Consider the following 23,161-nt stretch of genomic DNA (forward strand, 5'->3'; position numbering starts at 1 on the left):
AGATGGAGCAGCCAAATATTATCGAACCACTGAACTTTGAAGAGATTTTTTCTCGGATGAAGGAAGAGTTGGTGAAGCGTGACGCAAGTTTTACAGCATTAGTAGAAAGTGACCCAGCGATGAAGGTTCTGGAAGTAGCAGCCTGGCGAGAACTTTTGCTCAGAGAAAGAATAAACGAAGCAGTAAAAAGTAATTTACTAAAATTTTCGACAGGAGAAGATCTTGATAATTTAGCTGAGTTTTATGGAGTAGAAAGACAAAAAGAAGAAGATGATGAAAGATTTAGAAAGAGGGTAAAAGCAAAAATAGTAGGTTGGAGCACAGGAGGAAGCAAGGAGTATTATAGGTATCATGCACTGTCAGCAGATAGAAGAGTAAAGGATGCGTTGGTTGAATCAAAAGTGCCAGGGAGTGTGGAGATCTCAATTTTATCAACAGAGTTATCCACAAATGGCATAGCGTCTGAAGAACTACTTGATATTGTAAGAAAGCGAGTCACCAGGGATGATATAAGGGTATTGACAGATATGATAACAGTAGTTGGTTGCAATATTATAGAAATAGATATCCATAGTAGAATTAGCATTAAAAGACCAGATATTATTGAAACGGTGAAGAAGAAATTTATAGAAAAATTTGAAGCAAGCAAAAGACTCGGATGGAGTGTAACAAGATCATGGATAATAGCGAATTTGTTTGTGGAAGGAGTGGAAAACGTGGAATTAATCGAGCCAAGAGAAGACATAGTTGTGAAAGGAAATGAGTGCGCTTTCTTAAAAAGTTTAAATGTTGAGTTAAATTAATGCTAAATGCAACAAAGCAAGAAAAAGCGCTGGTTGATGCAATAGATTACAAAGTTGATCCAAGCAGCGTAAAAGGATTTAAATTTAGCCTAGGGGAAAAAATATTGCCGTGGTTGGTTGAAGAATATGGATTGGGGGAAATTCTACGCTGGGTAACAGACAAAAGAAAGGCGATAAAAGAAGGAATAAAATTTCAGCGTTTAAGAGGAACACCAGCGTCATTAAAAATAGCTCTGAAATGGGCAAATATAGAAGAAATTACAATTATCGAAGAACCACCAGGAAAACATTTTTTTGAATTGCAGATAGGGATAAAGGATGTTCCAAATGACTTTTTTGTAGATGCAGTAGTAGAGCTTGCAAAACTATCATTGCCAGCAAGATCGAGGCTAATGAGAATTTTTAACGATCACTACAATATTGGTAGGTTCATTTTAGATGAGAGTTTTTTTGGCAGCTTATTATCAGATTATTCAGGGGTAAAAATAGAAGAAGATGGCCCAGTGTTATCATTTGGGAGAGTAAATTTTTTCAGGTCTAGTGGTCCAGTTATTAGGATTATAGAAAACTATCTACGCGATCATTATGAACGAGCTTTAAGCAATGATATATATCGTCTAGATGTAGCAATACTTGGAGAAACCGAGCCTCACACAAAGAATTATAACGGTATTTATGAAAGAAATCATGTGTGGTATAACTTCAAAGTGCTATATCCGCTGCCACAGAGCTTATTACCAGCAATTAAGTTTGCAAAGGCGCAGATAGTATTATCAGATAGTTGGAATTTATACCAATTCTCATTGTTGTGCAGTCAAATAGGATACATAGCAGAGTTGTTTAATTGTGGAGTAGGTAAGAGAAGTAATAAATTTACACAAAGCACTCTCAAGCAAAGCAATAGTATCGTATATTTTATTGCGCAAAATGTTCTGTTTTACATACAACCAAAGCCTCTCGACAGTCAGGTGAATATGGAGGTAGGTATATAATCTCAATATTTTTAGGTACCTTTAAATTTTTTGACTTATGCCAACTAGCACAGTCCATAACGAGAAAAGCCTTTCGTGTCCCCAGATATTGCGACATTTGCTCAAGAAATACATTCATGCAATCAGTATTAACGTTTGGTGCAAGCAAACTGGAACTTTCTCCATTTTCAGGGTTAACTGCACTGTAAAGATAAAAATTATGCCTACCTAATTTTATTTTAACCCGAGTCCTAGTGCCTTTTTTAAACCACCCGTGTCCAACTTTTGAATGTGTGCCAAACCGCGATTCATCGAAGAAAAACAGCTCTTTTTCAGGATACTTACCAATAACTTCGTTGAGATTTTTTTTTGAATTCCTCTTGTTTTCTTTTATCTTGTACATTGTGTACTGGTCTTGGTGTAATACCAATTCTCATTGTTGGTCATTCAAATAGGATACATAGCAGAGTTGTTTAATTGTGGAGTAGGTAAGAGAAGTAATAAATTTACACAAAGCACTCTCAAGCAAAGCAATAGTATCGTATATTTTATTGCGCAAAATGTTCTGTTTTACATACAACCAAAGCCTCTCAACTGGATTGAGTTCAGGTGAGTATGGTGGTAGGTATATAATCTCAATATTTTTAGGTACCTTTAAACTTTTCGACTTATGCCAACTAGCACAATCCATAACAAGAAAGGCTTCTCGTGGTCCCAAATATTGAGACATTTGCTCAAGAAATATATTCATACAATCAGTGTTGACATTCGGTGCAAACAAGCTAGAATTCTCCCCATTTCTAGGATTAACTGCACTGTAGAGATAAAAATTTTCCCTACCTAATTTTACCTTAACTTTTGTTCTGACGCCTTTTTTAAACCATCCATGCCCGGTCTTTGAATGTGTGCCAAACCGCGATTCATCGAAGAAAAACAGCTCTTTTTCAGGATACTTGCCAATAACTTCGTTGAGATTTTTTTTTGAATTCCTCTTATTTTCTTTTATCTTGTACATTGTGTACTGGTCTTGGTGTAATATAAGAGAATTTCATCTTTTGCATATAGCGGTGTACTGTAGATTTGCTAATATTTAAGCCGAACTTTTCCTGGATTCTTATTCTCATTTCTTTAATGGTAATATTAGGATTTTCTCCTACCCATGCTTCAACTTGCTGTAGTTGAGCCTGATTTAATTTAGTTTTTCTACGCCGTTGTGGAGGAGCAAACAATTTTTCTTCTCTGCCTAATTTCAAGAGTTTTATCCACGAAGTTAGTGCGCTTCTTGAAATGCAATATATTTTTGCTACAGCCGTTATACTATGCTTTTTTGCTGCAATTACAGCATTTAGTTTTTTTGCAACATATGCATTGTTCCTTACTTTCTTCAGCATTTTTTTTGCTGATTTTACTACTTCTTCATCCAATAATTTTGATCTTAGTGCCATTTATACCTCGACTATTTCACTTATTTCATTATGGCTTGTCTTCTATTATTGTCTATCTGTTTGCCGTGTAATGGGAATTGGTATAATATAAGAGAATTTCATCTTTTGCATATAGCGGTGTACTGTAGATTTGCTAATATTTAAGCCGAACTTTTCCTGGATTCTTATTCTCATTTCTTTAATGGTAATATTAGGGTTTTTTTCTATCCATGCTTCAACTTGCTGTAGTTGAGCATGATTTAATTTAGTTTTTCTACGACGTTGGGGAGGAGCAAACAATTTTTCTTCTCTGCCTAATTTCAAGAGTTTTATCCACGAAGTTAGTGCGCTTCTTGAAATGCAATATATTTTTGCTACAGCCGTTATACTATGCTTTTTTGCTGCAATTACAGCATTTAGTTTTTTTGCAACATATGCATTGTTCCTTACTTTCTTCAGCATTTTTTTTGCTGATTTTACTACTTCTTCATCCAATAATTTTGATCTTAGTGCCATTTATACCTCAACTATTTTACTTACTTCATTATGGCTTTTCTTCCATTGTTGTCCATCTGTTTGCCGTGTAATGGGAATTGGTATTAGGAGAAATAAACGCGTGTTTTCCGGTTACTAATATAGAAGAGAAAGGGGATAAATTTTTATTGGGAAGTAGCAAACTATCTGAACAACTGTGGAATTTAAAATACCAGCCAATTTTAGAAAGATTTTTTGCCGTTCACCACTATCAAGTAAAGAATTTCTCTACCCCCAAAATAATAAGATTTAGCGTAGCAGAACACTACATTCATTTTGAAAGCGAATTAGATTCAAAGCAAAAGGATTCAATACAGGAGTTAGAAAGGTACATTTTAGTGTTGTACCCAGGTGTACTAACGTGGCACGAACATCGTCATTTGAATAGAAAATGGGTGGAAAAACAGATTATATGTTTAATAAAATAGGTATATATATTTATATCTTAATAATCTTGCTAATATTTAGTAAAAACAAGGTGTATTAACCAAAAAAAACTTGCTTTTCCATGCCAAAACAGCTATAAATTAGGTAGGTGTAGGTAAACAAAAAAAATTGATCTTGCACTAAAGAGAGCCAAATTGGCGTATGTTTTTATAGTGAGGTATGTATGAAGTTCAGTGAGGAAAAGAGAGAATCTTTTAGTAAGTTTTTTAAAGAAGTATCAAGTAACGGATTTAAAAATATTAATAAAAGAAATGAAGAAGGAGAGACGATATTACACCAAGCAGTGGAAATCTCTGATTACAAAACAGTAAGGTTATTAATAAATAAAGGAGCAAATGTTAATGCAAGAGATAAAAATGGTTATACACCACTGCACTGCGCAGTATTTGCGAGAAGTTTAGAAAATGTAAAAGTGCTGATCAGGGGAGGAGGAGAAATAAATGCCACTCAATATGTCACTGGATGTACGCCACTGCACTCTGCATGCAAAACAGGAGAAACAAAAGAGATAATAAAAGAGCTAGTAAAAGCTGGAGCAAATGTAGAGCAAAAGGATAAATTTGGCAAAACAGCAATGTATTATGCGAGAACTGAAGAGTTGCTAGAAAAACTAAGGGAGTTATCGGAGCGATGCGATATTGAGCCTAGATTTAAAAGAAAAAGGAGAAAGAAGGTTTGAAGAAATAAGGGAAAAGTTAGAAGAAGCGCCATTGGTCAAGAAGGCACTGATGGAAGTGGAAAAAGAGCTAGAAGATATGGATGAGAAGATAAAAGAGCTATAAAAAGAGCTTTCTGTAAGAGAAGGGAGTAAAAGGTAGGCTACAAGATAATATGGAAAAAAAGATCATTAGAGGGAAAAAAGGAGCTTGATGATTTGGGAGAGTGCTCAATTGATGAAAGATAGCATATGTGTTTCCAAAATTGTGCATAAAAGTAAAACAAAACGAAGGTTAACAGTTGCGTCTTTTTCGCAAGAGTGATGGATTTATGGAAAAAAGGAGTGCCCGAACTATAAAAATATTTACAGGAGAAACTATGAGAAAAAAGGTATTAACTGTAACTTGTCGATATGAGCCTGATGAGTTAGCAGAGCAACATCTAGCAGACGCTTACGAGCTGTTACTAAGATATGCGGTAAAAAGAACCAATGAAAAGGAGGTGAAAGAAAATGACAACAGTAGCATTATATGCGAGAGTTTCATCGAAGAAACAAGCGCAGAACAATACAATAGAGAGCCAAATTGCCGAGCTCAAGTGTAGAATTGCTGCGGATAAACATGAGTTATTAGATAAGTATGAATTTAAGGACAATGGTGCTAGTGGGTGGATTTTAGAGCGTGAAAGTTTAGATGCGTTACGTGACAAAGTAGCAGAAGGTGAAATTGATAAAATTTATATTCATTCACCTGACCGGTTGTCAAGGAAATCTGCACACCAAATGATATTACTTGATGAATTTGAGAAAGCAGGAGTAGAAGTAATATTCTTAGATTATAAGGTTGAAAATAATCCAGATTCTAAATTATTGCTAGGAATGAAAGGATTATTATCAGAACGTGAAAGTACAATTATTATGGAACGTAGTCGAAGAGGAAAACTCCATAGAGCAAGGAAAGGTTGTATAAGTGTAATTGGTATTGCGTCTTTTGGTTATAAACGTGTGAAGCATGCAGATAGAGAAAAGACAAAATTTGAAATAAATGAAGAGGAGGCAAAAATAGTAAAGCAACTGTTCATGTGGATAGGACAAGAAAGAATAAGTATAAGGGAAGCTATACGTAGACTAAAAGATATGTCAATTAGAACAAGAACTGGAAAGAAGGTTTGGCGTACAATAGTAATTTGGAAGATACTAAGAAATACTGCACATGTGGGACGAGCAGCGTTTGGTAAGTTAAAAAGGGTTGAAAGAATATCAAGAAAAAAAAGTAAACAAAAGGTAAAAAATGTTTCTGTTTATCGTACAGATGAAAAAAGTTGGATTTATATACCAGTACCAAAGATAGTTGATGAAGGATTATTTAATAAAGTACAAAAGCAACTGGATGAAAATAGAAAAAGAGCAAGAATACAGAAAAGGAAAGAGATAAATCTATTACAAGGTCTAACTATATGTCAAAACTGCAAAAGTACGTATAGTGGTGTGCATCATAGGGATGGGGAAAAAACGTATAGCTATTATCGCTGTAGTAGTATAGTACGTATTACTGATGATGAGGAAAAATGTAACAATAAATTAGTCCGAGCAGATATGTTAGAAATAGCTGTATGGGAAAAGGTGAAAGATGTACTAAAAAACCCAGAGATGATAAAAAAGGAGTATCAACGTAGAACTTCAGAAAATAAAAGTGATGAATCATTAGATAAAAAGCTTGCAAGAAGAGAAGAACAAATAAAACAAGGTATGAAAGAATTAATGGAAGATTATTATAGTAAAGAAAATGTAGGTGAGAAGCAATATATAAGTAAGGAAGCATTTAAAGAGACAATGAAAAATCTTCAAGAACGTTTAAAAGGAATAGAAGAAGAGAAAAAGAAGGAGACTAATCAAAAGGCAGTAGAGACGGGAATAAAAGGTATTATAAGTAGCATAAAGAATTTTTATTCTAGTATAAAATCGAACTTGGAACAGCTAGATTGGGGAACTAAACGTGGTATTATTAAAGCATTGATAGGACAAATTAACATTGGTCGTGATCAGGTAGAAGTAGGATTTCAGATCGAAGAACCAGCGCAGGATGGGGGAATTCTTAATTTGTATCATTGTACTACGCATTATGATAAGGGGGCTGGTGGAGTTTGTAAAGTAATTTTTTCGTTTCTGACGGTTGTTAACGTGCTGCCAAAAACTATGCAAGAAGTCTATTGAAATCGCGTATATCAATCGTTGTAAAATCACACAATTGCTCTGTAGAGCTATGCCCTGTAATAATTACTATACCATTTTGCTCAGAGCGTATTGAGATTAAGTTCAGCACTAATTCACACGTTGCACTATCAAGATTACAAAATGGTTCATCTATCAGCCAAACGTTTGCATTAGAAATCAAGAGGCGAGCAAGCGCAACTCTCCTTTTCCAGCCTGCAGAAAGTTCGCCATATCTAATATTAAGTACAGGTTGCAACTGCAAGCAACAAATAGCTGCCACAATCAATTCTCTAGTATTTCGTATTCCTGCCCAGAATTCTACGTTTTGAGCAACAGTTAAGCTATCTTTACAGGCATTCTTATGGCCTATATAGACCATAGAAGGTATATAGGATTTTGGATCATCATATATATCTTTTCCGCAGTGCCTTATATTGCCTGATACCGGCGGTAAAAGTCCAGATAAACTTCTAATTAAGCTGGTTTTACCACTACCATTTGGACCAGTGATTAGAATCTTTGATTTTGGCTCAGCTTTAAAACCGAGATGTTTAAATAATACTTTGTTATTACGAGCGCAGGATAAATTTTCACATTCGAGCATGGATTATCTGCCCTTCCCCTTATGTTTACCTTGAGTTGAAGCCTGAGCTTTTACAAACAGCTCCCAAAATCCTTTCTGTCCGCCTTCTCTATGTATCAATTGTGCAAAACGCTGCATTAAACCATTACCCATCATAACCATCTTTGTCCATTTACCTACCGGTTTTGCTATGTCAACTATTTCTGGATCTTCTTTATAAACTTGCACATCTTTTTGTTTCTCGCGTAGCGTTTCTTGTTGTTTCAGCAACTCTTTTTGCTTATTTTTTTGATATAATTCATTGAATTTTCTGTCTTCTTCCCACTCTTCTTTAAAAACTTTTCTAGGAAATATGATTTTTCTAATGCGATTTTTGTATATTTTTCTCAAAAAGAGAAATACTGCAGCGACAGCAAGTAACGTTATGCTATATATTGTGATCTGTGCAAGTGGCATTTCCTGTATCTAATTCATTAAAAATACCCTTACTATTATACCATAATTATAGAAATTTTGCAATTTTTTTTGCGGGTAAAGACAGTATAAAAGCAACACTGCTCTATTTCGTAAATTGGACAAATATCTGACGAATGAGCTTGTATGTAGTAAGGTTTATTTCTATACTTTTTAAAGAATTTAGAAGTGAAACAAATATGAACTGCTACAAGACTCACACGTGCAATGAATTAAGGAAGAACGACGTAGAAAAGGAAGTTACCCTTTCTGGATGGTTATACCGTAAGCGCGACCATGGTAACCTAATTTTTGTTGATTTAAGAGACTTCTACGGAATCACTCAGCTAGTATTTAATAATGACAAAGATTTTTTTGATGAGATTTCAAATTTAAAATCAGAAAGTGTAATTACTGTTACAGGAATAGTTGAAGCTAGAACTGAAGATACGGTAAACAGCTCTATCGCAACTGGGGAAATTGAGGTTGTAGTTAGCAATTTGCACGTTGAATCGGAAGTCGAGTTCCACCGTGATGAAGAAATAGCAAAAGAAGAAAGAAGTATATTAGCGAGCATTGCTGGCGAACAAGAATACCCAGAAAATATGAGATTTAAATATCGGTTTCTTGATTTAAGGCGAGAAAACACCCGCAACAATATTATTCTGCGCTCACAAATTATTGCAGAACTCCGCAAGCTCATGATAGAGCAAGGGTTTTTGGAAATTCAGACTCCAATACTTACTGCTTCATCTCCTGAAGGTGCACGTGATTATTTGGTGCCAAGCAGACTAAATCCTGGTAAATTCTATGCATTGCCGCAAGCTCCACAGATTTTTAAGCAATTGCTCATGGTTTCAGGGTTTGATAAATATTTTCAAATTGCACCGTGTTTCCGTGACGAAGACGCAAGGGCTGACCGTTCTCCGGGAGAGTTTTATCAGCTAGATCTTGAAATGTCTTTTATAACTCAAGAAGACATCTTTCAGATTATTGAGTCTACCTTATATAAAGTGTTTGCTAAATTTTCTCGTAAGTCTGTTGATAAAGATTTTCCACGTATTACATATAAAGAGGCAATGCTCAAATATGGTTCTGACAAGCCAGATTTGCGCAATCCACTATTAATCAGCGATGTTACAGAAATTTTCCGTGATTCAGGGTTCAATATTTTCAAGAGCAATATCGAGCGTGGTATGGTAGTCAGAGCGATCCCTGCACCTAAAACAGCAGAGGAACCACGCAGCTTCTTTGATAAAAAGATAGAACATGCGCAAAGAGAATTCGGTGCTAAGGGTCTTGGATATATAACGTTTGATAAAGATGGTACTGCGAAAGGCCCGATTGCTAAATTCCTCGATGACAATAGGCTAAACTACATAAGAGAAGTAACGAATGTAGGGCCTGGAGATAGTGTGTTTTTTGCTTCTGACAAACAGAATGAGGCAGCAACAATTGCAGGGAAAGTGCGCACTCTTTTAGGGTCAGAACTCAGTCTTATAGATGACAATATCTTCAAGTTTTGTTGGATCATTGATTTTCCCTATTTTGTATATGACGATAAAAGTAAAAAAATCGATTTCTTTCATAACCCATTCTCCATGCCACATGGCGGCTTGAAAGATTTAGAGGAAAAGAATTCACTGGATATCCTTGCTTACCAATATGATCTCGTTTGTAATGGAATAGAACTGTCAAGCGGGGCAATTCGTAATAATAAGCTGGATATCATGTATGAGGCCTTTGCCATTGCAGGTTATAGCCGGGGAGAAGTTGATACAAAATTCGGCGCACTTGTACGTGCATTCAGATTTGGTGTTCCCCCTCATGGTGGAATAGCACCAGGAGTTGATAGAATGGTTATGCTGCTTGCTGATGAGCCGAACATTCGTGAAGTAATCTGTTTTCCTATGAATCAGCAAGGTGAAGATGTTCTAATGGGTGCTCCTTCTAAAGTAGAGGATAAGCATTTACGTGAATTATCCTTGAAGGTTATTGAATAAAAATTTTTATAGTGGGGTGTGGTAAACCGGAAGTCATGAACAATATTCAAAAAGCAATACTATCGGGCATAATCTGCAACATGATTATATGGTATGAGTTAACTCTATTTGGAGTTTTGACGCATATAATAAGTGACGTTTTTTTTTCATCAGAAAGTGATTACTTAAGTACAATCAAATTTCTTGGTACTTTTGCAGTTGGCTTTGGATTTAGACCACTTGGTGCATTTATTTTTGGTTACATTGGAGATAAATACGGCAGAAGGAAGATTTTGCTGACTTCTGTAATATTAGCTTCGATATCGTCTACTGCAATTGCGGTTATACCAAGCTTTAAAGAAATAGGAATATTTTCTCCTATACTACTTCTGCTTTGTAGAATAACACAAGGAATGGCAGCAGGTGGAGAAACAAGTATCAACTCAGCTTTTTTAATAGAACATTCAAGCGATAAAAAAAATCTAGGTTTTTTAGGTAGCATGAAAGCTTTTAGCGGCGCGCTTGGTTCTCTTACATGCTTTGTAATGATAGCTGTTTGCAAAAAGTTTACAGGTGAAAATTATGAAATTTGGGGCTGGAGATTGCCTTTCTATTTCTGCTTCATTATGGGCATAATAGGCTTTTTAACAAGATATATAATGGAAGAGAGCTTAGCATATAAAACACACGATAAAAATAAAAGCTTATCTCATTCTCCATTTTTAGAATTAACCAGGGACTATAAAAAAGCATTTATGATAGCAATTGGGCTTGGTATCGCTCAAAATGCAATCGTTTATTCGGTAATAATGTTTTATAACATATCTGTAAAAGCGCTTACTCTGTCAGGTATTGATATTAAAAATGTAGTAAGGATTATAGTTGAAATTACATTTGGAGCGTCTGCAGTGCTGTTTGCAATACTGTCTGATAAAGTTGGAAGAAAAAATGTAATGATTCCTACATTAGTAGCTCTAGCTTGCGCCGGTTTGCCGGCGCTTTCGCTATTATCATATGATAACCACTATATTGTAACGCTCACTTTTCTATTGATAAGCGTACCGATAGGTGCATCTTTTGGAATATACAATTCTCTTGTCTGCGAGTTATTTCCAACGAAAGTTAGGTGCACGGGCTTTAGCCTCGCACATAACATATCTGCAGGAATATTTGGTGGCCTTTCTCCATCCATATGTATGTGGCTTATAGAAAAAACCGAAACAAAACTTGCAGCAGGCATTTATCTTACTGCCTGCGCATTAATTAGCCTAATATCTGTGCTTCAAATCAAAGCCAAAGACAGAAAAGTTGATTGGTGAAATCGTTTCAGTCGAAAAATAGCGCTTCAATGGATTTTTCGATGTGTTTAGTGATAGGAGCGGTGATAGTGATTTCTTTATTGTTTGGCAGTTTTAAAGATAAAGAATGCGAATGAAGGTGAATTTTATTTGCTACCCCATCAATAAAAGCTTTTTTACCACCATATTTACCGTCACCAAGAATAGGGCAATTTATATGAGCTAAATGTGCACGTAACTGATGGGTTCTGCCGGTAATTGGTTGTAATTTTAAATAAGCAACATTGTGTTTGAATTTTGCTATAATTGAAAAATGCGTAGTGGCATTCTGAGGTGAATTTTCATCAACGACCACTTTTTCTTGACCTGAAACATATTTTTTCACCAATGGATAGTCTATTGTTCCACTATCCTTACTCGGTATGCCAGAAGTTAATGCTAAATAAGTTTTTTTTACTCTTCGTCCTTTAAATTCTTCCATAAGGTATCTGGCAACATTAGCGTTGCGTGCGAATATTATCACTCCACTCGTATCTCTATCTAGCCTATGGACAATTTTAAATGTTTCTCCCTCTCTTATTTGGTCAAGCAAATCACTCATGCTAATCTTTACTTTTACGCCACCTTGAACGATGACCCCTGCGGGTTTGTTTATAGCTAGTATATGTTCGTCTTCATATAATATGTTCTCTCTTAGTAGATTCACTAACTTTTCATTATATTTGCGATCAGAATTAGCGTTTTCAATATAATTCAAGTGCTTCAGCGTTATAGTTTGCCCAGAATTTACTCTATCACTGGACTTTGCTTTGCAATCATCAACTTTGATTAATCCTTTCCTTAAAGATTTTTCAATTACAGATTGCTTTAGATCAGGAAAGATTCTTCTGATGTACCTATCCAGCCTAACGTTATCGTCTTTTACTGATATGGTTTTTATATTCTCCATTACTTTACTTGGATGTATGCTAATATCAACTGTTTGCATGACATAAAATAAAGTATAGCACAAGATATAAACCCTTCGGCTACATGTGCTATTTATTTAGTAGATTAAATATGAAGTTTAAAACTCTGCTGTCAACTTCCTGCAAAACTAGTGAAAACCAAACTTGCTTAAAACCACTTAATTAGTTATAGTTATAAGTTTGAGATACAGTAAAATGATAGCTTTTATCCCTTTGATTATTTTTTTAATCTTGTATCTTGGAAGTGGTGCTTATTTTTCTTTTATCGGAACTGATAATCCACTTCATCAGGTTTCACCAGTAATCTGCTTATTACCAGCACTATTTTTTGCTGTTTCACGTGGTACAAATAAAATTCAGCATAACATCGATACTGTTATCGAGGGCATGGGTGACAAAAGCACTCTTACTATGTGTTTAATTTTTCTATTTTCTGGAGCATTTTCTGCGGTTACTCAATCAATTGGTAGCGCAGACACTGTTGCTAATTTAATTCTTAATTTCCTTCCAGCAAGATTACTGCTGCCTGGAGTATTTTTGGCTTCTGCTTTTATTTCAACTGCAATTGGCACATCTATGGGAGTTGTTGCGCTGATGGTACCTATAGCTGTTAATCTGGCAAAAAGTGGAGCTTTTGGTCTCGAAATAGGAACTGCAACTGTAGTAGGTGGTGCTGTGTTTGGCGATAACCTTTCGATGATATCTGATACCACCATTGCATCTGTTTCTTCACAGGAAGCTTCAGCAAAAGATAAACTTAAAATAAACTCTAAGGTTGCATTTACTGCAGGTATTATAACACTCACCTATCTGGCAGTGATTTCAAGTAGTACAAAAATTATTTCTATATCAAATTTAGATTATTATTCTATAATAAAAATTATTCCTTATATTTCTTTAATAATCATGGGGCTGCTTGAAGTCACCACTTTAGTAACAATAACTGTAAACATAATTATTGCTGGTGTGCTAGGAATAGCTTTTTTTGACTATGCCATCGTTCAATTTCCTCATGACGTGTATGACGGTTTCAAAAAAGTAAACGAAATAGTGATATTTGCGCTATTTATTGGTGGTTTGAGCCATATAATGTACAAACAAGGTCAAAAAGCGTTGCATAAACTTATCGATGAAAGCAATATCACAAAAACTAAAGCTGAATTTGTGATAGCAGGAATTGCGTCTATGTTTACTACCTTAGTTGCCAATAATACCATTGCTATTTTACTAAGTGGTGGTATTGCAAAAAGGCTTGCACAAAAACACAGTATTGCGCCACACCGCAGCGCATACTTATTAGATGTTTTTGCTTGTGCTACAAAAGGCATCTTACCTTATGGTTCCCAACTATTGCTAGCAGGAAGTATAGCTTCTGTATCACCTGTTTCTTTATTAACAAAAGTATATTATTGCTTTATTCTAGCAGCAGTTACAATAGGCGAAATAATCGTCAACAGCAGAAAAGAGAAATGTTGTGCGGCTGCAACTTAGAGTTTCTCTTTTTTTACCCATAAGGAACGGAATTACTTGACACCCTTCGCCAACCCCCTTATCATGAAAGTGAAGCTATTTATTTATCTTCGCAATCTCTGCAGTGGATTAATGACAAAAAAACTTAATGTATTTGGCGTAAATCATGCTTAATTTTTCCCACTATGTGCACCTCATGTCTTTATAAAACTTTTAGGTTTCTACCTATACAAGCCGAAACGCGCTTATAAAGCGTTTAAGACAGCAAAAGACGTAAAATAGACAAGGGAGAATTTGAATACTAGCTACCCTAGGGTTTCTTTGCCTTTTTTTTCACTTAGTAAATTTCTTAATGTTTATAATTTAGGTTAGTCGCATTTAAAAGCGGCTGAATCGCGGTTATTAAGCGTTTAGAATAAAAAAACGCCAATATTTTGAAGTACATATAAATAACTAGTTAACCATGGGGCTTCTTTTGCCTTTTTTTCGTTTGGTAAATTTCTTAATGTTTGTAGCTAACATGAACAAACATTTGAGAGTAACTTCTGCTAGTAGGGTGTCATCCCAGTGCTTGACACTGGGATCCAGCTTTCTTTATAAATTCACCAAAAGTGCTTCATTCTATAACGCAAAACCCATACTCACCAAACCCAATGCATTACTTGCAACTAAGTTTCCTGGATCCAAGTAGTCTGGGCACTGGGATGACAAAAAAGGGGCACTGGCCTGACAATCGTCATTCCGCTACTTGTTAGCGGCTAAGAGATACCGCGGCGATATGACGGTTAATTAGCCAGTGCTTGACACAGTTGTCTAAGTGAGGAAAGTCACCAGTGGTTATATTATCGCTATATTTCTCACTTACCCAACAAACTTAGATTTTATGCTAAACTGTGCTGCCACTAACTTTGCAACCGGTACTCTATATGGTGAGCATGAAACATAATCCACCCCTGACTTGATGAGAAACTCTATAGATTTTGGATCTGCTCCATGCTCTCCACATATACCCAGCTTTATTTCTTTTCGGGTTTTTTTGCCTCTTTCAATGGCTATCTTGATTAACTCCCCTACCCCTTCGGTGTCCAGCACTTCAAATGGATCATTGTCAAATATATTGCTTTCCTTATAAGAATCGAGGAAATTAACTGAATCATCTCTTGAAAGTCCCATGGTTGTTTGCGTTAAATCATTAGTGCCAAAACTAAAAAACTCTGCATGTTTTGCTAACTTATCAGCAATCAGTGCTGCTCTTGGTAGTTCTATCATCGTTCCAATTGAATAAGCCTTGTCTGATGTCATTCCAGCGCGTGACGCTGGAATCTGCGTCTGGATCCCAGCTGAGATGACAGAGGATTCTTTCTTTGCTAGCTCGCATATTAGAATAAATTCTTTCTCATTCATTATAAAAGGGATCATGATCTCAGGCTTGATTTCTACACTTTTTTCCTTTTTTAGCTCATTTGCAGCACTAAGTATTGCCCTAATCTGCATGCTATATATTTCAGGATGAGAAATGGCAAGTCTACAACCTCGATGGCCAAGCATTGGGTTCTTTTCTGATAACTGTGCTATTTTATTTTTTACTGATTCAACTGACTTATTGAGCGATTTAGCAATTTTTTCTATAGTAGACTGATTATTGGGTAAAAATTCATGTAAGGGTGGATCAAGCAACCGTATAGTGACTTCCCTGTCCTCCATAATAGAAAATATTTCTTTGAAATCAGACTTTTGCATTTCTTCCAGTTTAATGAGTGCATTTGCCCTTTCATTTTCATCGTCAGCTATTATCAACTTTTGAATGAATTCGATTCTATCGCTAGCAAAAAACATATGTTCTGTGCGACATAAGCCTATACCTTCTGCACCGAATTCTTTTGCAATTTTTGCATCTTTTGGAGTATCAGCGTTCGCTCTCACTTTGACCATTTTGATTTCATCTATCCAGTTGATTATCGTTTTGAATTCTTGCAACAATTCAGGTGAAATTGTAGGAAGAATGCCAAGCATAACCTCCCCTGTTCCTCCGTTGATGGTAATTGGTTCACCTTTATTTACTTTTGTATCCCCCACAGAAAAGAAAGTTCCATCTTTATCGATATAAAGTCCACTTACACTGCAAATGCATGGCTTACCCATTCCACGGGTTACAACAGCAGCATGCGAGGTCATCCCTCCCCGTGCTGTTACTATGCCACTTGCAGCATTCATTCCATTAATATCTTCAGGACTCGTTTCTGACCTTACTAAAATCACTTTTTTACCCTGCTCTGCAGCTTTTTCAGCATCACTTGCACTAAACACTACATATCCAGAAGCAACTCCTGGAGAAGCCGGCAGTCCCTTCCCTATTACTTTCTGGTCACTCTTAACGTCAAGAACTGGATGCAATAAATTGTCAAAAGTTTTTGGATCAATTCTCAATATTCCTTCTTCTTTTGTAATCGTTCCTTCGTTTACCATATCAACTATTATGCGAATAGCAGCTTCAGCCGTGCGCTTGCCAGACCTAGTCTGCAAAATCCATAATTTACCGTCCTGTACAGTAAATTCGATATCCTGCATGTCTTTATAATGCCTTTCAAGTTTTTCACATACCGCGCATAATTCCAGGTAGACACTTGGCAGCAACTTCTCCATGGTGTTTTCTTGCTCTCCGTCAATTGGCATAGGAGTATAAACACCAGAAACCACATCCTCACCCTGAGCATTAACCAAAAACTCACCAAAAAGCTTTTTTTCTCCAGTTGAAGGATTTCGTGTAAATATCACACCAGTTGCAGAATTATTGTTCAGATTACCAAAAACCATTGCTTGCACGTTGACCGCTGTTCCAAGGTTTTCAGGAATATTATGTATTCTTCTATAGGAAACAGCCCTATCATTTTTCCAAGAGGTAAATACTGCATTAACTGAGTTTAACAATTGCTCTTCAATGTTCTGCGGAAAATGTTTTCCTGTTTTTTCATGTACTATCCTTTTGAAATTGTTAACAATTCTCTTTAAAACATCAACATCAAGATCAGCTAAGCTTTTTGCTCCACTCTTTTGCTGCTTATTATCAACAACATCTTGAAATAGGTGATGGTCAAGCTGTAGTACAACATTGGAGTACATCATGATGAAACGGCAGTAGCTATCATAGGCAAAACGTTCTCCACTTTTTTTTGCAAGCCCAATAACTGTTTCATCATTTAAACCAACATTTAAAATAGTATCAAGCATGCCCGGCATTGAACTAACACTACCAGAGCGTATTGAAACTAATAAGGGGTTATTTAAATCCCCAAATTTACAACCGATGTCATTTTCGAGCATCGCCATGTAGTTTTTGATCTCGTTACGTAGGTCGTTAGACAATTCATTATCCTGACAGTAGGCCTGACAAACAGAGGTGGAAATTGTGAAACCGGGTGGAACCGGAATGCCAACATTGCACATTTCTGCTAAATTTGCCCCCTTCCCTCCCAGCAGATTTTTCATTTCTGCATTGCCTTCGCATTTACCCTGGCTAAAGTAATGTATTAACTTTTCCCCCATCATTTTCTCCGGATTTTCACTGATAAACATATTGTACATATAGTTCCAATAAACCTGTGAGGACTTGAAACCTTAGGATAATAAATTTTACAAAATTTGGCAACACGTTCCTTCTGGCAACATCAGTAAAGTTAACAAAAAAGATGATAAATTATTACCAATAAGAATATATAATATAAAGATATATTTAAAAATTTTTTTATGGCTCTTTCTAAGTTTTTCAACCCTAAGAACCTGTACATGATCTCAAAGAAGGAATAAAGAAGGAGATAATGTATATAAATTAGATATATGAGAAGTGTATACCCAAGTGACATAAGTCGTGAAAAATTTGAGATAATTTTACCAGATCTAGAATCCTGTAGAAAAAAAACAAAGCCAAGAAGACTTATGATGTATTTTGTGGAGTGCTATACGTCCTAAAAAGCTGCTGCCAGTGGAGAATGTTGCCACAAGAGTTTCCAAAATGGAGAAGTTGTTACGACTACTTTAAAAAATGGAGCGAAAAACCAAGCGTAGATAAAGAAAGTATTTTGGAACGTGTTTTAAAAAAAATTAGTCAGAAAGGTCCGTATTAATACCAATTCTCATTGTTGGTCATTCAAATAGGATACATAGCAGAGTTGTTTAATTGTGGAGTAGGTAAGAGAAGTAATAAATTTACACAAAGCACTCTCAAGCAAAGCAATAGTATCGTATATTTTATTGCGCAAAATGTTCTGTTTTACATACAACCAAAGCCTCTCAACTGGATTGAGTTCAGGTGAGTATGGTGGTAGGTATATAATCTCAATATTTTTAGGTACCTTTAAACTTTTCGACTTATGCCAACTAGCACAATCCATAACAAGAAAGGCTTCTCGTGGTCCCAAATATTGAGACATTTGCTCAAGAAATATATTCATACAATCAGTGTTGACATTCGGTGCAAACAAGCTAGAATTCTCCCCATTTCTAGGATTAACTGCACTGTAGAGATAAAAATTTTCCCTACCTAATTTTACCTTAACTTTTGTTCTGACGCCTTTTTTAAACCATCCATGCCCGGTCTTTGAATGTGTGCCAAACCGCGATTCATCGAAGAAAAACAGCTCTTTTTCAGGATACTTGCCAATAACTTCGTTGAGATTTTTTTTTGAATTCCTCTTATTTTCTTTTATCTTGTACATTGTGTACTGGTCTTGGTGTAATATAAGAGAATTTCATCTTTTGCATATAGCGGTGTACTGTAGATTTGCTAATATTTAAGCCGAACTTTTCCTGGATTCTTATTCTCATTTCTTTAATGGTAATATTAGGATTTTCTCCTACCCATGCTTCAACTTGCTGTAGTTGAGCCTGATTTAATTTAGTTTTTCTACGCCGTTGTGGAGGAGCAAACAATTTTTCTTCTCTGCCTAATTTCAAGAGTTTTATCCACGAAGTTAGTGCGCTTCTTGAAATGCAATATATTTTTGCTACAGCCGTTATACTATGCTTTTTTGCTGCAATTACAGCATTTAGTTTTTTTGCAACATATGCATTGTTCCTTACTTTCTTCAGCATTTTTTTTGCTGATTTTACTACTTCTTCATCCAATAATTTTGATCTTAGTGCCATTTATACCTCGACTATTTCACTTATTTCATTATGGCTTGTCTTCTATTATTGTCTATCTGTTTGCCGTGTAATGGGAATTGGTATAACAATGGTCGGAAAGAGAAAACAAGTTTCTGTATAATTGATGCTCAAAGTGTTAAAAACGCAGATACTGCTGAAAGAAAGGGCTATGATGCAGGAAAAAAAATTTCAGTGTCATATCGCAGTTGATACACAAGACATGCAATTCATATAACAACGGCAGAAGCAACTAGTGCTGTGAAAATGGTGAAAAATGCTAAAGCAAACCTCTCTGAAGTCAAAAATATACTCGCTGATGCTGGCTACCTGCTAACCGACAGCTAACATTAACTACCAATATCGTATCTGAAGAAGCCCCCTGGCCATTCTAAAAAATTTAATGCTGAGTACACCTTACTTTTGGCTTCCTCTATAGTGCTCCCTTCTGCTACTATATTTAGCACTCTTCCGCCATCGGAAACTAAGTTACCACTCTCATCTAATTTAGTACCAGCGTGAAATACCAATATACCAGGAATGCTTTCAATTTTATCTAATCCCTTAATTACTTCTCCCTTTTGATAATCACCCGGATAGCCTTTACTTGCAACAACTACACAAACTGTAGATTTGTTGTTAAGTTCCACCATTTTGACATTTAACTTCCCTTCTGCAACTGACAACATCAATTTTAACAAATCGCAATTTGAATCAAATCTAGGTAATATAGATTGCGTTTCTGGATCACCAAATCTAACGTTATACTCGAGAAGTTTTGGGCCATCTCTGCAAATCATTAAACCAGCAAAGAGTACTCCCTTATAAGGCGTACCCATGTTAACCAATGCTTGAGCTGTAGGGTATATTATTTTTTGGATGATTTTTTGCTCCATGTCCTTACTTATAATTGAAGGTGATGAGTACGATCCCATACCCCCAGTATTTTGGCCTTCATTATTTTCATTCACTCTCTTATAATCTTTTGCGCACCCAAGAGTTACTACTTTCAACCCATCAACAAGAGCAAAAAAGCTTACTTCTTCTCCAATTAAAAATTCTTCTATGATTATTTCTTCACCTGATTCACCAAATTCTTTCTCCACCAGCATTGAATCTATTGCTGAAAAAGCTTCGTTTTCTGCGCAACATATCATCACGCCTTTCCCTGCCGCAATTCCATCTGCTTTCACTACAAGTGGAAACTTTATTTTATTGCTACGTACAAAATCTTTAGCTAATCCTTCATCAACAAAACACTCGTACTTGGCAGTTGGTATGCCATATCGCTTGCATAGTCCTTTGGTGAAAGACTTTGATCCCTCAAGTTTTGCAGTTGCTTGACTTGGAGCAAAAACACTTATTCCCTCTGCAACTAAATCATCAGCAAGCCCATCAATTATTGGTTGTTCTGGACCAATAACAACCAACTCTATATTTTCTTTCTTGCAAAATTGTGTAACATCCACTGAATTTTGAATATTTATATCCACAAGAGTCCCAAGATCTTTCATAGCTTGGCGACCAGGAGTGACATATACCTCAGTTAAGATAGGAGATTTTTTTAAAGCCCAAAGTAGAGCGTGCTCACGTCCACCAGAACCTATAACCAGAACCTTCATCTTTATTTCCTCGCTTTTCTATATGTCAAAATCATTATTTACTTATAACAGTATCATTACTCATGTATTTTTGCAACACGTTTGGTATTGCAATCGACCCGTCAGAATTTTGATAATTCTCCATTATGGCAACAATCGTTCTTCCTATAGCTAAAGCTGAGCCGTTTAAAGTGTGAATATATTTTTTCATCTTTTTATCAGTTTCTGAAGAGTATTTAGCGTTCATCCTTCTTGCTTGAAATGCACCACAATTTGAGCAGCTTGATATTTCTCTATATTTATCTTGCTCAGGTAACCATACCTCTATGTCATAAGTCCTTTGTGCAGCAAAACCCATATCACCACTACACAGTAGCATTACTCTATACGGTAATTCTAGTTTTTTTAATATCTCTTCAACAACACTCGTCATGCGCTCAAGTTCATCATTTGATTGGTCTTCAGTTGTGATACTCACCAATTCCACTTTACCAAATTGGTGTTGCCTTATCATGCCTCTCGTGTCTCGCCCTGCGCTGCCTGCTTCTTTACGAAAACACTCTGAATACGCAGTAAAACGAATAGGCAGTTCTTTTTCCTCTACTATTTTATCAGCAACCAAATTTGTTAAAAACACTTCACTTGTGGGAATCAACCTCAATTCGTCGGTAGTTAAATACGAATCGTCAGAAAATTTCGGTAGCTGACCAACGTTATACATAGCTTCGTTTTTTACCAAAGCTGGGTGGTATACCTCAGTATAGCCAAATTCATTAACATGCATTTCAAGCATAAAATTTATTAGCGCTCGTCCAAGCTTAGCTAACTGTCCTTTTAATATCGCAAATCTTGATCCGGAAATTCTCGCCGCTTGTTCAAAGTCCATTAAACCTAACTTTTCCCCGAGCTCATAATGAGATTTTGCTGTAAAATCAAACTGTCTTTTTCCTCCATATCTTCTCACCTCTAAATTAGAGTTCTCATCTGCGCCTATTGGCACATCTTGCGCAGGAATATTTGGCAAGTTAGATAAAACATTCACTAACTTATCCTTTTCTGCTTGTTCTTTTAAGCTGATTGCCTCTATCTCATTCGTGATGTCTTTTGACAACTCTATTTGCTCTTCACAGGGGCTTTTGCTCATTTTAAGCTTCTTTATTTCCTCTGTGATTTCATTGCGCTGCCTATTTAAATCTTGCAATTTAGTGGTTAATGACCTTTTCTCATGATCGATTTCTAATATCTCTTTTGCAGTAAACTCTCTAATTCCCCTGCTTTTCATTGCCTTTTCAAATCCTTCAGGGTTTTTGCGTATATATTCTATATCGTGCATATATTGTGCTATTACTAACATTATTACTGTACTTCAAAAGCTCTTAATATTCAATATTTTCTCATACTACTAAAATTATTATGGTTGATTTTTTTGTTAGAATTTGTTAAAATTTAATTAACTTAGCGTTCATAGGATGTAGTATGTCAGGCATCATAGAAAAATATAATCAATTTAAAGAGAGCACTTACTTTGCTGATGGAAAATTCGTTATCTACGCTACTTGTGTATGCCTAGCGGCCACATTTGCTGTTGGCTGTTTGGGGTTGATAATAGGATTCCCTCTATTGACCTTTCCACTTGCTATGCTCATCTCTAACCCCGTAGTTTGGGTTTTAATGGGAATAATTCTTACAGTAGCATACAAAATGGTTGTTAAACCTTTATTTTACTTAGCAAAGAACTATATCAATGGAAAAGGAGCAGGTCAAGGTGAGCAAAAAACTCAAGATGGAGATAGTGGTATTGTACCAGGCAGTGAACCCGATTCAAGGAACAGTAGTCGTAGAAGCTCTTTGGATAGTGGTTTGGGTGGTAAAGAGTTTTATGAAAATTTGGACACTCTTGTGCATCAAACAAATAGAAAACATTATGATCATTTGTTAACTAATAGTGACATTGAACATATTGCAAGAGTTGTGTATGGGTACTTACAAAGTGAACATAGTGATAATAATATCTATTTTCTTGCCCCTGGCTATTCTAATGGTATGAGTAAATTTACAGAAAAGTGTATTCAGGATTATAGAGAGCAATTAAAACAAAATAACGCATTGATATTTACGTCAGTTTTTCACATCAATGGCAACCACTGGACAACTCTGGTTATTAAACCTGATACAGGTAGTAAAAAATTCAACGCTTATTACTGCGACTCATTTGGGAATCAGCTACCAGATAACGTGTTGAATATTGTTGAAGGAGAACTAAAAAAAGAGGGATGGACACTGGACATAAGAAGCTCTAAAACTAAACAACAGGGAGACGCATGGAATTGTGGAATATTCGCGTTAGAAAATGCTCATAAAATCACACAAATGTTCAACGAAGGTAAATCATTTTATGAAATTGACAAAGAGTTATCGGAATACAAATTTGATTTGAATGAGAAAAGAAGAGAGTTTGCAGAAGCACTTATGAATGATCAGGAATGGAAGAAAGATCTAGAGAGTGGGTTTTTATGTGAGCTTCCGCCAAGGACGAAGGCATCTTCTACTTCAGAGGTGCAGCATACGGGCTCGTTTTGTAACATTACGTAGTTCACAATGAAGAATTATCATTAACCC

17 protein-coding genes and 7 pseudogenes are annotated in these 23,161 nt (G+C 35.9%); 14 read left to right on the forward strand and 10 right to left on the reverse strand.

The annotated features are described in order from the left end of the window. Positions 1-2 precede the first annotated feature (2 nt). Positions 3-803 carry a baseplate assembly protein gene (locus ACWHVF_RS03990; RefSeq protein WP_447933189.1) on the forward strand — a complete coding sequence of 267 codons (801 nt, stop codon included), beginning with the start codon at positions 3-5 and terminating at the stop codon, positions 801-803. Then, positions 803-1,594 (forward strand): annotated as a pseudogene (locus ACWHVF_RS03995) (phage tail protein); the annotation flags it as partial. The gene ACWHVF_RS03990 and the pseudogene ACWHVF_RS03995, both read left to right, overlap by 1 nt. 9 nt (positions 1,595-1,603) lie before the next feature. On the opposite strand, the pseudogene ACWHVF_RS04000 reads toward ACWHVF_RS03995, so the two are convergent. The 3 genes and pseudogenes from ACWHVF_RS04000 to ACWHVF_RS04010 all read right to left on the reverse strand — a co-directional run. Beyond that, positions 1,604-2,199: pseudogene (locus tag ACWHVF_RS04000) on the reverse strand (IS630 family transposase); the annotation flags it as partial. A gap of 8 nt (positions 2,200-2,207) precedes the next feature. Beyond that, a protein-coding gene (locus ACWHVF_RS04005; protein ID WP_447933063.1) for an IS630 family transposase occupies positions 2,208-3,219 on the reverse strand; the annotation gives its coding sequence in 2 pieces (ribosomal slippage) (positions 2,208-2,768 and positions 2,770-3,219; 1,011 coding nt in all). 51 nt (positions 3,220-3,270) lie between these two features. Next, positions 3,271-3,714, reverse strand: a pseudogene (locus tag ACWHVF_RS04010) (helix-turn-helix domain-containing protein); the annotation flags it as partial. A gap of 83 nt (positions 3,715-3,797) precedes the next feature. On the opposite strand from ACWHVF_RS04010, the pseudogene ACWHVF_RS04015 reads away from it, so the two are divergent. The 5 genes and pseudogenes from ACWHVF_RS04015 to ACWHVF_RS04035 all read left to right on the forward strand — a co-directional run. Continuing rightward, positions 3,798-4,160 (forward strand): annotated as a pseudogene (locus ACWHVF_RS04015) (phage tail protein); the annotation flags it as partial. 182 nt (positions 4,161-4,342) lie between these two features. Continuing rightward, positions 4,343-4,762 (forward strand): annotated as a pseudogene (locus ACWHVF_RS04020) (ankyrin repeat domain-containing protein); the annotation flags it as partial. Positions 4,763-4,817: 55 nt separating this feature from the next. Then, positions 4,818-4,961, forward strand: coding sequence for a hypothetical protein (locus ACWHVF_RS04025; RefSeq protein WP_447933190.1), 144 nt, complete (start codon positions 4,818-4,820; stop codon positions 4,959-4,961). Positions 4,962-5,166: 205 nt separating this feature from the next. Next, a complete protein-coding gene (locus ACWHVF_RS04030) occupies positions 5,167-5,439 on the forward strand; it encodes a hypothetical protein (protein ID WP_082860939.1) in 273 nt (90 codons plus the stop codon). Then, positions 5,348-7,048: a recombinase family protein gene (locus ACWHVF_RS04035; protein ID WP_082860940.1), complete on the forward strand. Its 1,701-nt coding sequence runs from the start codon at positions 5,348-5,350 to the stop codon at positions 7,046-7,048. The genes ACWHVF_RS04030 and ACWHVF_RS04035 overlap by 92 nt, the downstream gene beginning before the upstream one ends. Here the strand turns inward: ACWHVF_RS04035 and ccmA are convergent. Together ccmA and ACWHVF_RS04045 are read right to left on the reverse strand one after the other, a co-directional pair. Then, entirely contained in the window at positions 7,029-7,652 is a 624-nt protein-coding gene (gene ccmA / locus ACWHVF_RS04040; RefSeq protein ID WP_064125421.1) for a heme ABC exporter ATP-binding protein CcmA, read from the reverse strand. The genes ACWHVF_RS04035 and ccmA overlap by 20 nt on opposite strands. A 3-nt stretch (positions 7,653-7,655) precedes the next feature. Beyond that, positions 7,656-8,087 carry a hypothetical protein gene (locus ACWHVF_RS04045; RefSeq protein WP_064125422.1) on the reverse strand — a complete coding sequence of 144 codons (432 nt, stop codon included), beginning with the start codon at positions 8,085-8,087 and terminating at the stop codon, positions 7,656-7,658. Between the two features lie 197 nt (positions 8,088-8,284). Between ACWHVF_RS04045 and aspS the strand changes: the two genes are divergently transcribed. Both aspS and ACWHVF_RS04055 read left to right on the forward strand, forming a co-directional pair. After that, positions 8,285-10,087 carry an aspartate--tRNA ligase gene (gene aspS / locus ACWHVF_RS04050; RefSeq protein WP_447933301.1) on the forward strand — a complete coding sequence of 601 codons (1,803 nt, stop codon included), beginning with the start codon at positions 8,285-8,287 and terminating at the stop codon, positions 10,085-10,087. A gap of 35 nt (positions 10,088-10,122) precedes the next feature. Further along, positions 10,123-11,385, forward strand: a complete 1,263-nt coding sequence (locus ACWHVF_RS04055; RefSeq protein WP_447933191.1) for an MFS transporter — start codon at positions 10,123-10,125, stop codon at positions 11,383-11,385. Positions 11,386-11,392: 7 nt separating this feature from the next. Here ACWHVF_RS04055 and ACWHVF_RS04060 read toward each other — a convergent pair whose 3' ends face one another. Beyond that, a complete protein-coding gene (locus ACWHVF_RS04060) occupies positions 11,393-12,352 on the reverse strand; it encodes an RluA family pseudouridine synthase (protein WP_082860950.1) in 960 nt (319 codons plus the stop codon). A gap of 175 nt (positions 12,353-12,527) precedes the next feature. On the opposite strand from ACWHVF_RS04060, the gene ACWHVF_RS04065 reads away from it, so the two are divergent. Together ACWHVF_RS04065 and ACWHVF_RS04070 are read left to right on the forward strand one after the other, a co-directional pair. Then, a complete protein-coding gene (locus ACWHVF_RS04065; RefSeq protein ID WP_064125561.1) occupies positions 12,528-13,823 on the forward strand; it encodes a Na+/H+ antiporter NhaC family protein in 1,296 nt (431 codons plus the stop codon). 469 nt (positions 13,824-14,292) lie between these two features. Further along, entirely contained in the window at positions 14,293-14,493 is a 201-nt protein-coding gene (locus tag ACWHVF_RS04070; RefSeq protein ID WP_447933192.1) for a hypothetical protein, read from the forward strand. A 170-nt stretch (positions 14,494-14,663) separates the two neighbouring features. Here ACWHVF_RS04070 and ppdK read toward each other — a convergent pair whose 3' ends face one another. After that, a complete protein-coding gene (gene ppdK / locus ACWHVF_RS04075) occupies positions 14,664-17,375 on the reverse strand; it encodes a pyruvate, phosphate dikinase (RefSeq protein ID WP_064125118.1) in 2,712 nt (903 codons plus the stop codon). Positions 17,376-17,636: 261 nt separating this feature from the next. Between ppdK and ACWHVF_RS04080 the strand changes: the two are divergent. Next, positions 17,637-17,911 (forward strand): annotated as a pseudogene (locus tag ACWHVF_RS04080) (transposase); the annotation flags it as partial. Between the two features lie 21 nt (positions 17,912-17,932). Here ACWHVF_RS04080 and ACWHVF_RS04085 read toward each other — a convergent pair. After that, positions 17,933-18,944, reverse strand: a protein-coding gene (locus ACWHVF_RS04085) for an IS630 family transposase (RefSeq protein WP_447933063.1) whose coding sequence is annotated in 2 segments (ribosomal slippage) — positions 17,933-18,493 and positions 18,495-18,944 — 1,011 coding nt in all. Because the reading frame shifts where the segments join, the coding sequence is not laid out codon by codon here. Positions 18,945-19,061: 117 nt separating this feature from the next. On the opposite strand from ACWHVF_RS04085, the pseudogene ACWHVF_RS04090 reads away from it, so the two are divergent. Next, positions 19,062-19,196: pseudogene (locus ACWHVF_RS04090) on the forward strand (IS5/IS1182 family transposase); the annotation flags it as partial. 95 nt (positions 19,197-19,291) lie between these two features. On the opposite strand, the gene purD reads toward ACWHVF_RS04090, so the two are convergent. Together purD and serS are read right to left on the reverse strand one after the other, a co-directional pair. Continuing rightward, positions 19,292-20,563 carry a phosphoribosylamine--glycine ligase gene (purD, locus tag ACWHVF_RS04095; RefSeq protein WP_064125129.1) on the reverse strand — a complete coding sequence of 424 codons (1,272 nt, stop codon included), beginning with the start codon at positions 20,561-20,563 and terminating at the stop codon, positions 19,292-19,294. A 34-nt stretch (positions 20,564-20,597) separates the two neighbouring features. Further along, positions 20,598-21,875 (reverse strand): serine--tRNA ligase, encoded by a 1,278-nt coding sequence (serS, locus tag ACWHVF_RS04100; RefSeq protein WP_064125131.1) that lies wholly within the window; start codon positions 21,873-21,875, stop codon positions 20,598-20,600. Positions 21,876-22,213: 338 nt separating this feature from the next. Between serS and ACWHVF_RS04105 the strand changes: the two genes are divergently transcribed. Next, complete coding sequence (locus ACWHVF_RS04105; protein WP_447933193.1) at positions 22,214-23,134, forward strand: hypothetical protein; 921 nt, start codon at positions 22,214-22,216, stop codon at positions 23,132-23,134. Positions 23,135-23,161 lie beyond the last annotated feature (27 nt).

The sequence above is a fragment of the Wolbachia endosymbiont of Dactylopius coccus genome, assembly GCF_977011065.1.

What these genes read in the sequence shown, in the direction of transcription:
- serS (WP_064125131.1), bottom strand. Translation starts at nt 21,875, where the DNA reads ATGCACGATATAGAATATATACGCAAAAACCCTGAAGGATTTGAAAAG.
- ppdK (WP_064125118.1), bottom strand. Translation starts at nt 17,375, where the DNA reads ATGTTTATCAGTGAAAATCCGGAGAAAATGATGGGGGAAAAGTTAATA.
- ACWHVF_RS04045 (WP_064125422.1), bottom strand. Translation starts at nt 8,087, where the DNA reads ATGCCACTTGCACAGATCACAATATATAGCATAACGTTACTTGCTGTC.
- ACWHVF_RS04065 (WP_064125561.1), top strand. Translation starts at nt 12,528, where the DNA reads ATGATAGCTTTTATCCCTTTGATTATTTTTTTAATCTTGTATCTTGGA.
- ACWHVF_RS04060 (WP_082860950.1), bottom strand. Translation starts at nt 12,352, where the DNA reads ATGCAAACAGTTGATATTAGCATACATCCAAGTAAAGTAATGGAGAAT.
- ACWHVF_RS03990 (WP_447933189.1), top strand. Translation starts at nt 3, where the DNA reads ATGGAGCAGCCAAATATTATCGAACCACTGAACTTTGAAGAGATTTTT.
- aspS (WP_447933301.1), top strand. Translation starts at nt 8,285, where the DNA reads ATGAACTGCTACAAGACTCACACGTGCAATGAATTAAGGAAGAACGAC.
- ACWHVF_RS04055 (WP_447933191.1), top strand. Translation starts at nt 10,123, where the DNA reads ATGAACAATATTCAAAAAGCAATACTATCGGGCATAATCTGCAACATG.
- ACWHVF_RS04030 (WP_082860939.1), top strand. Translation starts at nt 5,167, where the DNA reads ATGGAAAAAAGGAGTGCCCGAACTATAAAAATATTTACAGGAGAAACT.
- purD (WP_064125129.1), bottom strand. Translation starts at nt 20,563, where the DNA reads ATGAAGGTTCTGGTTATAGGTTCTGGTGGACGTGAGCACGCTCTACTT.
- ccmA (WP_064125421.1), bottom strand. Translation starts at nt 7,652, where the DNA reads ATGCTCGAATGTGAAAATTTATCCTGCGCTCGTAATAACAAAGTATTA.
- ACWHVF_RS04035 (WP_082860940.1), top strand. Translation starts at nt 5,348, where the DNA reads ATGACAACAGTAGCATTATATGCGAGAGTTTCATCGAAGAAACAAGCG.
- ACWHVF_RS04105 (WP_447933193.1), top strand. Translation starts at nt 22,214, where the DNA reads ATGGGAATAATTCTTACAGTAGCATACAAAATGGTTGTTAAACCTTTA.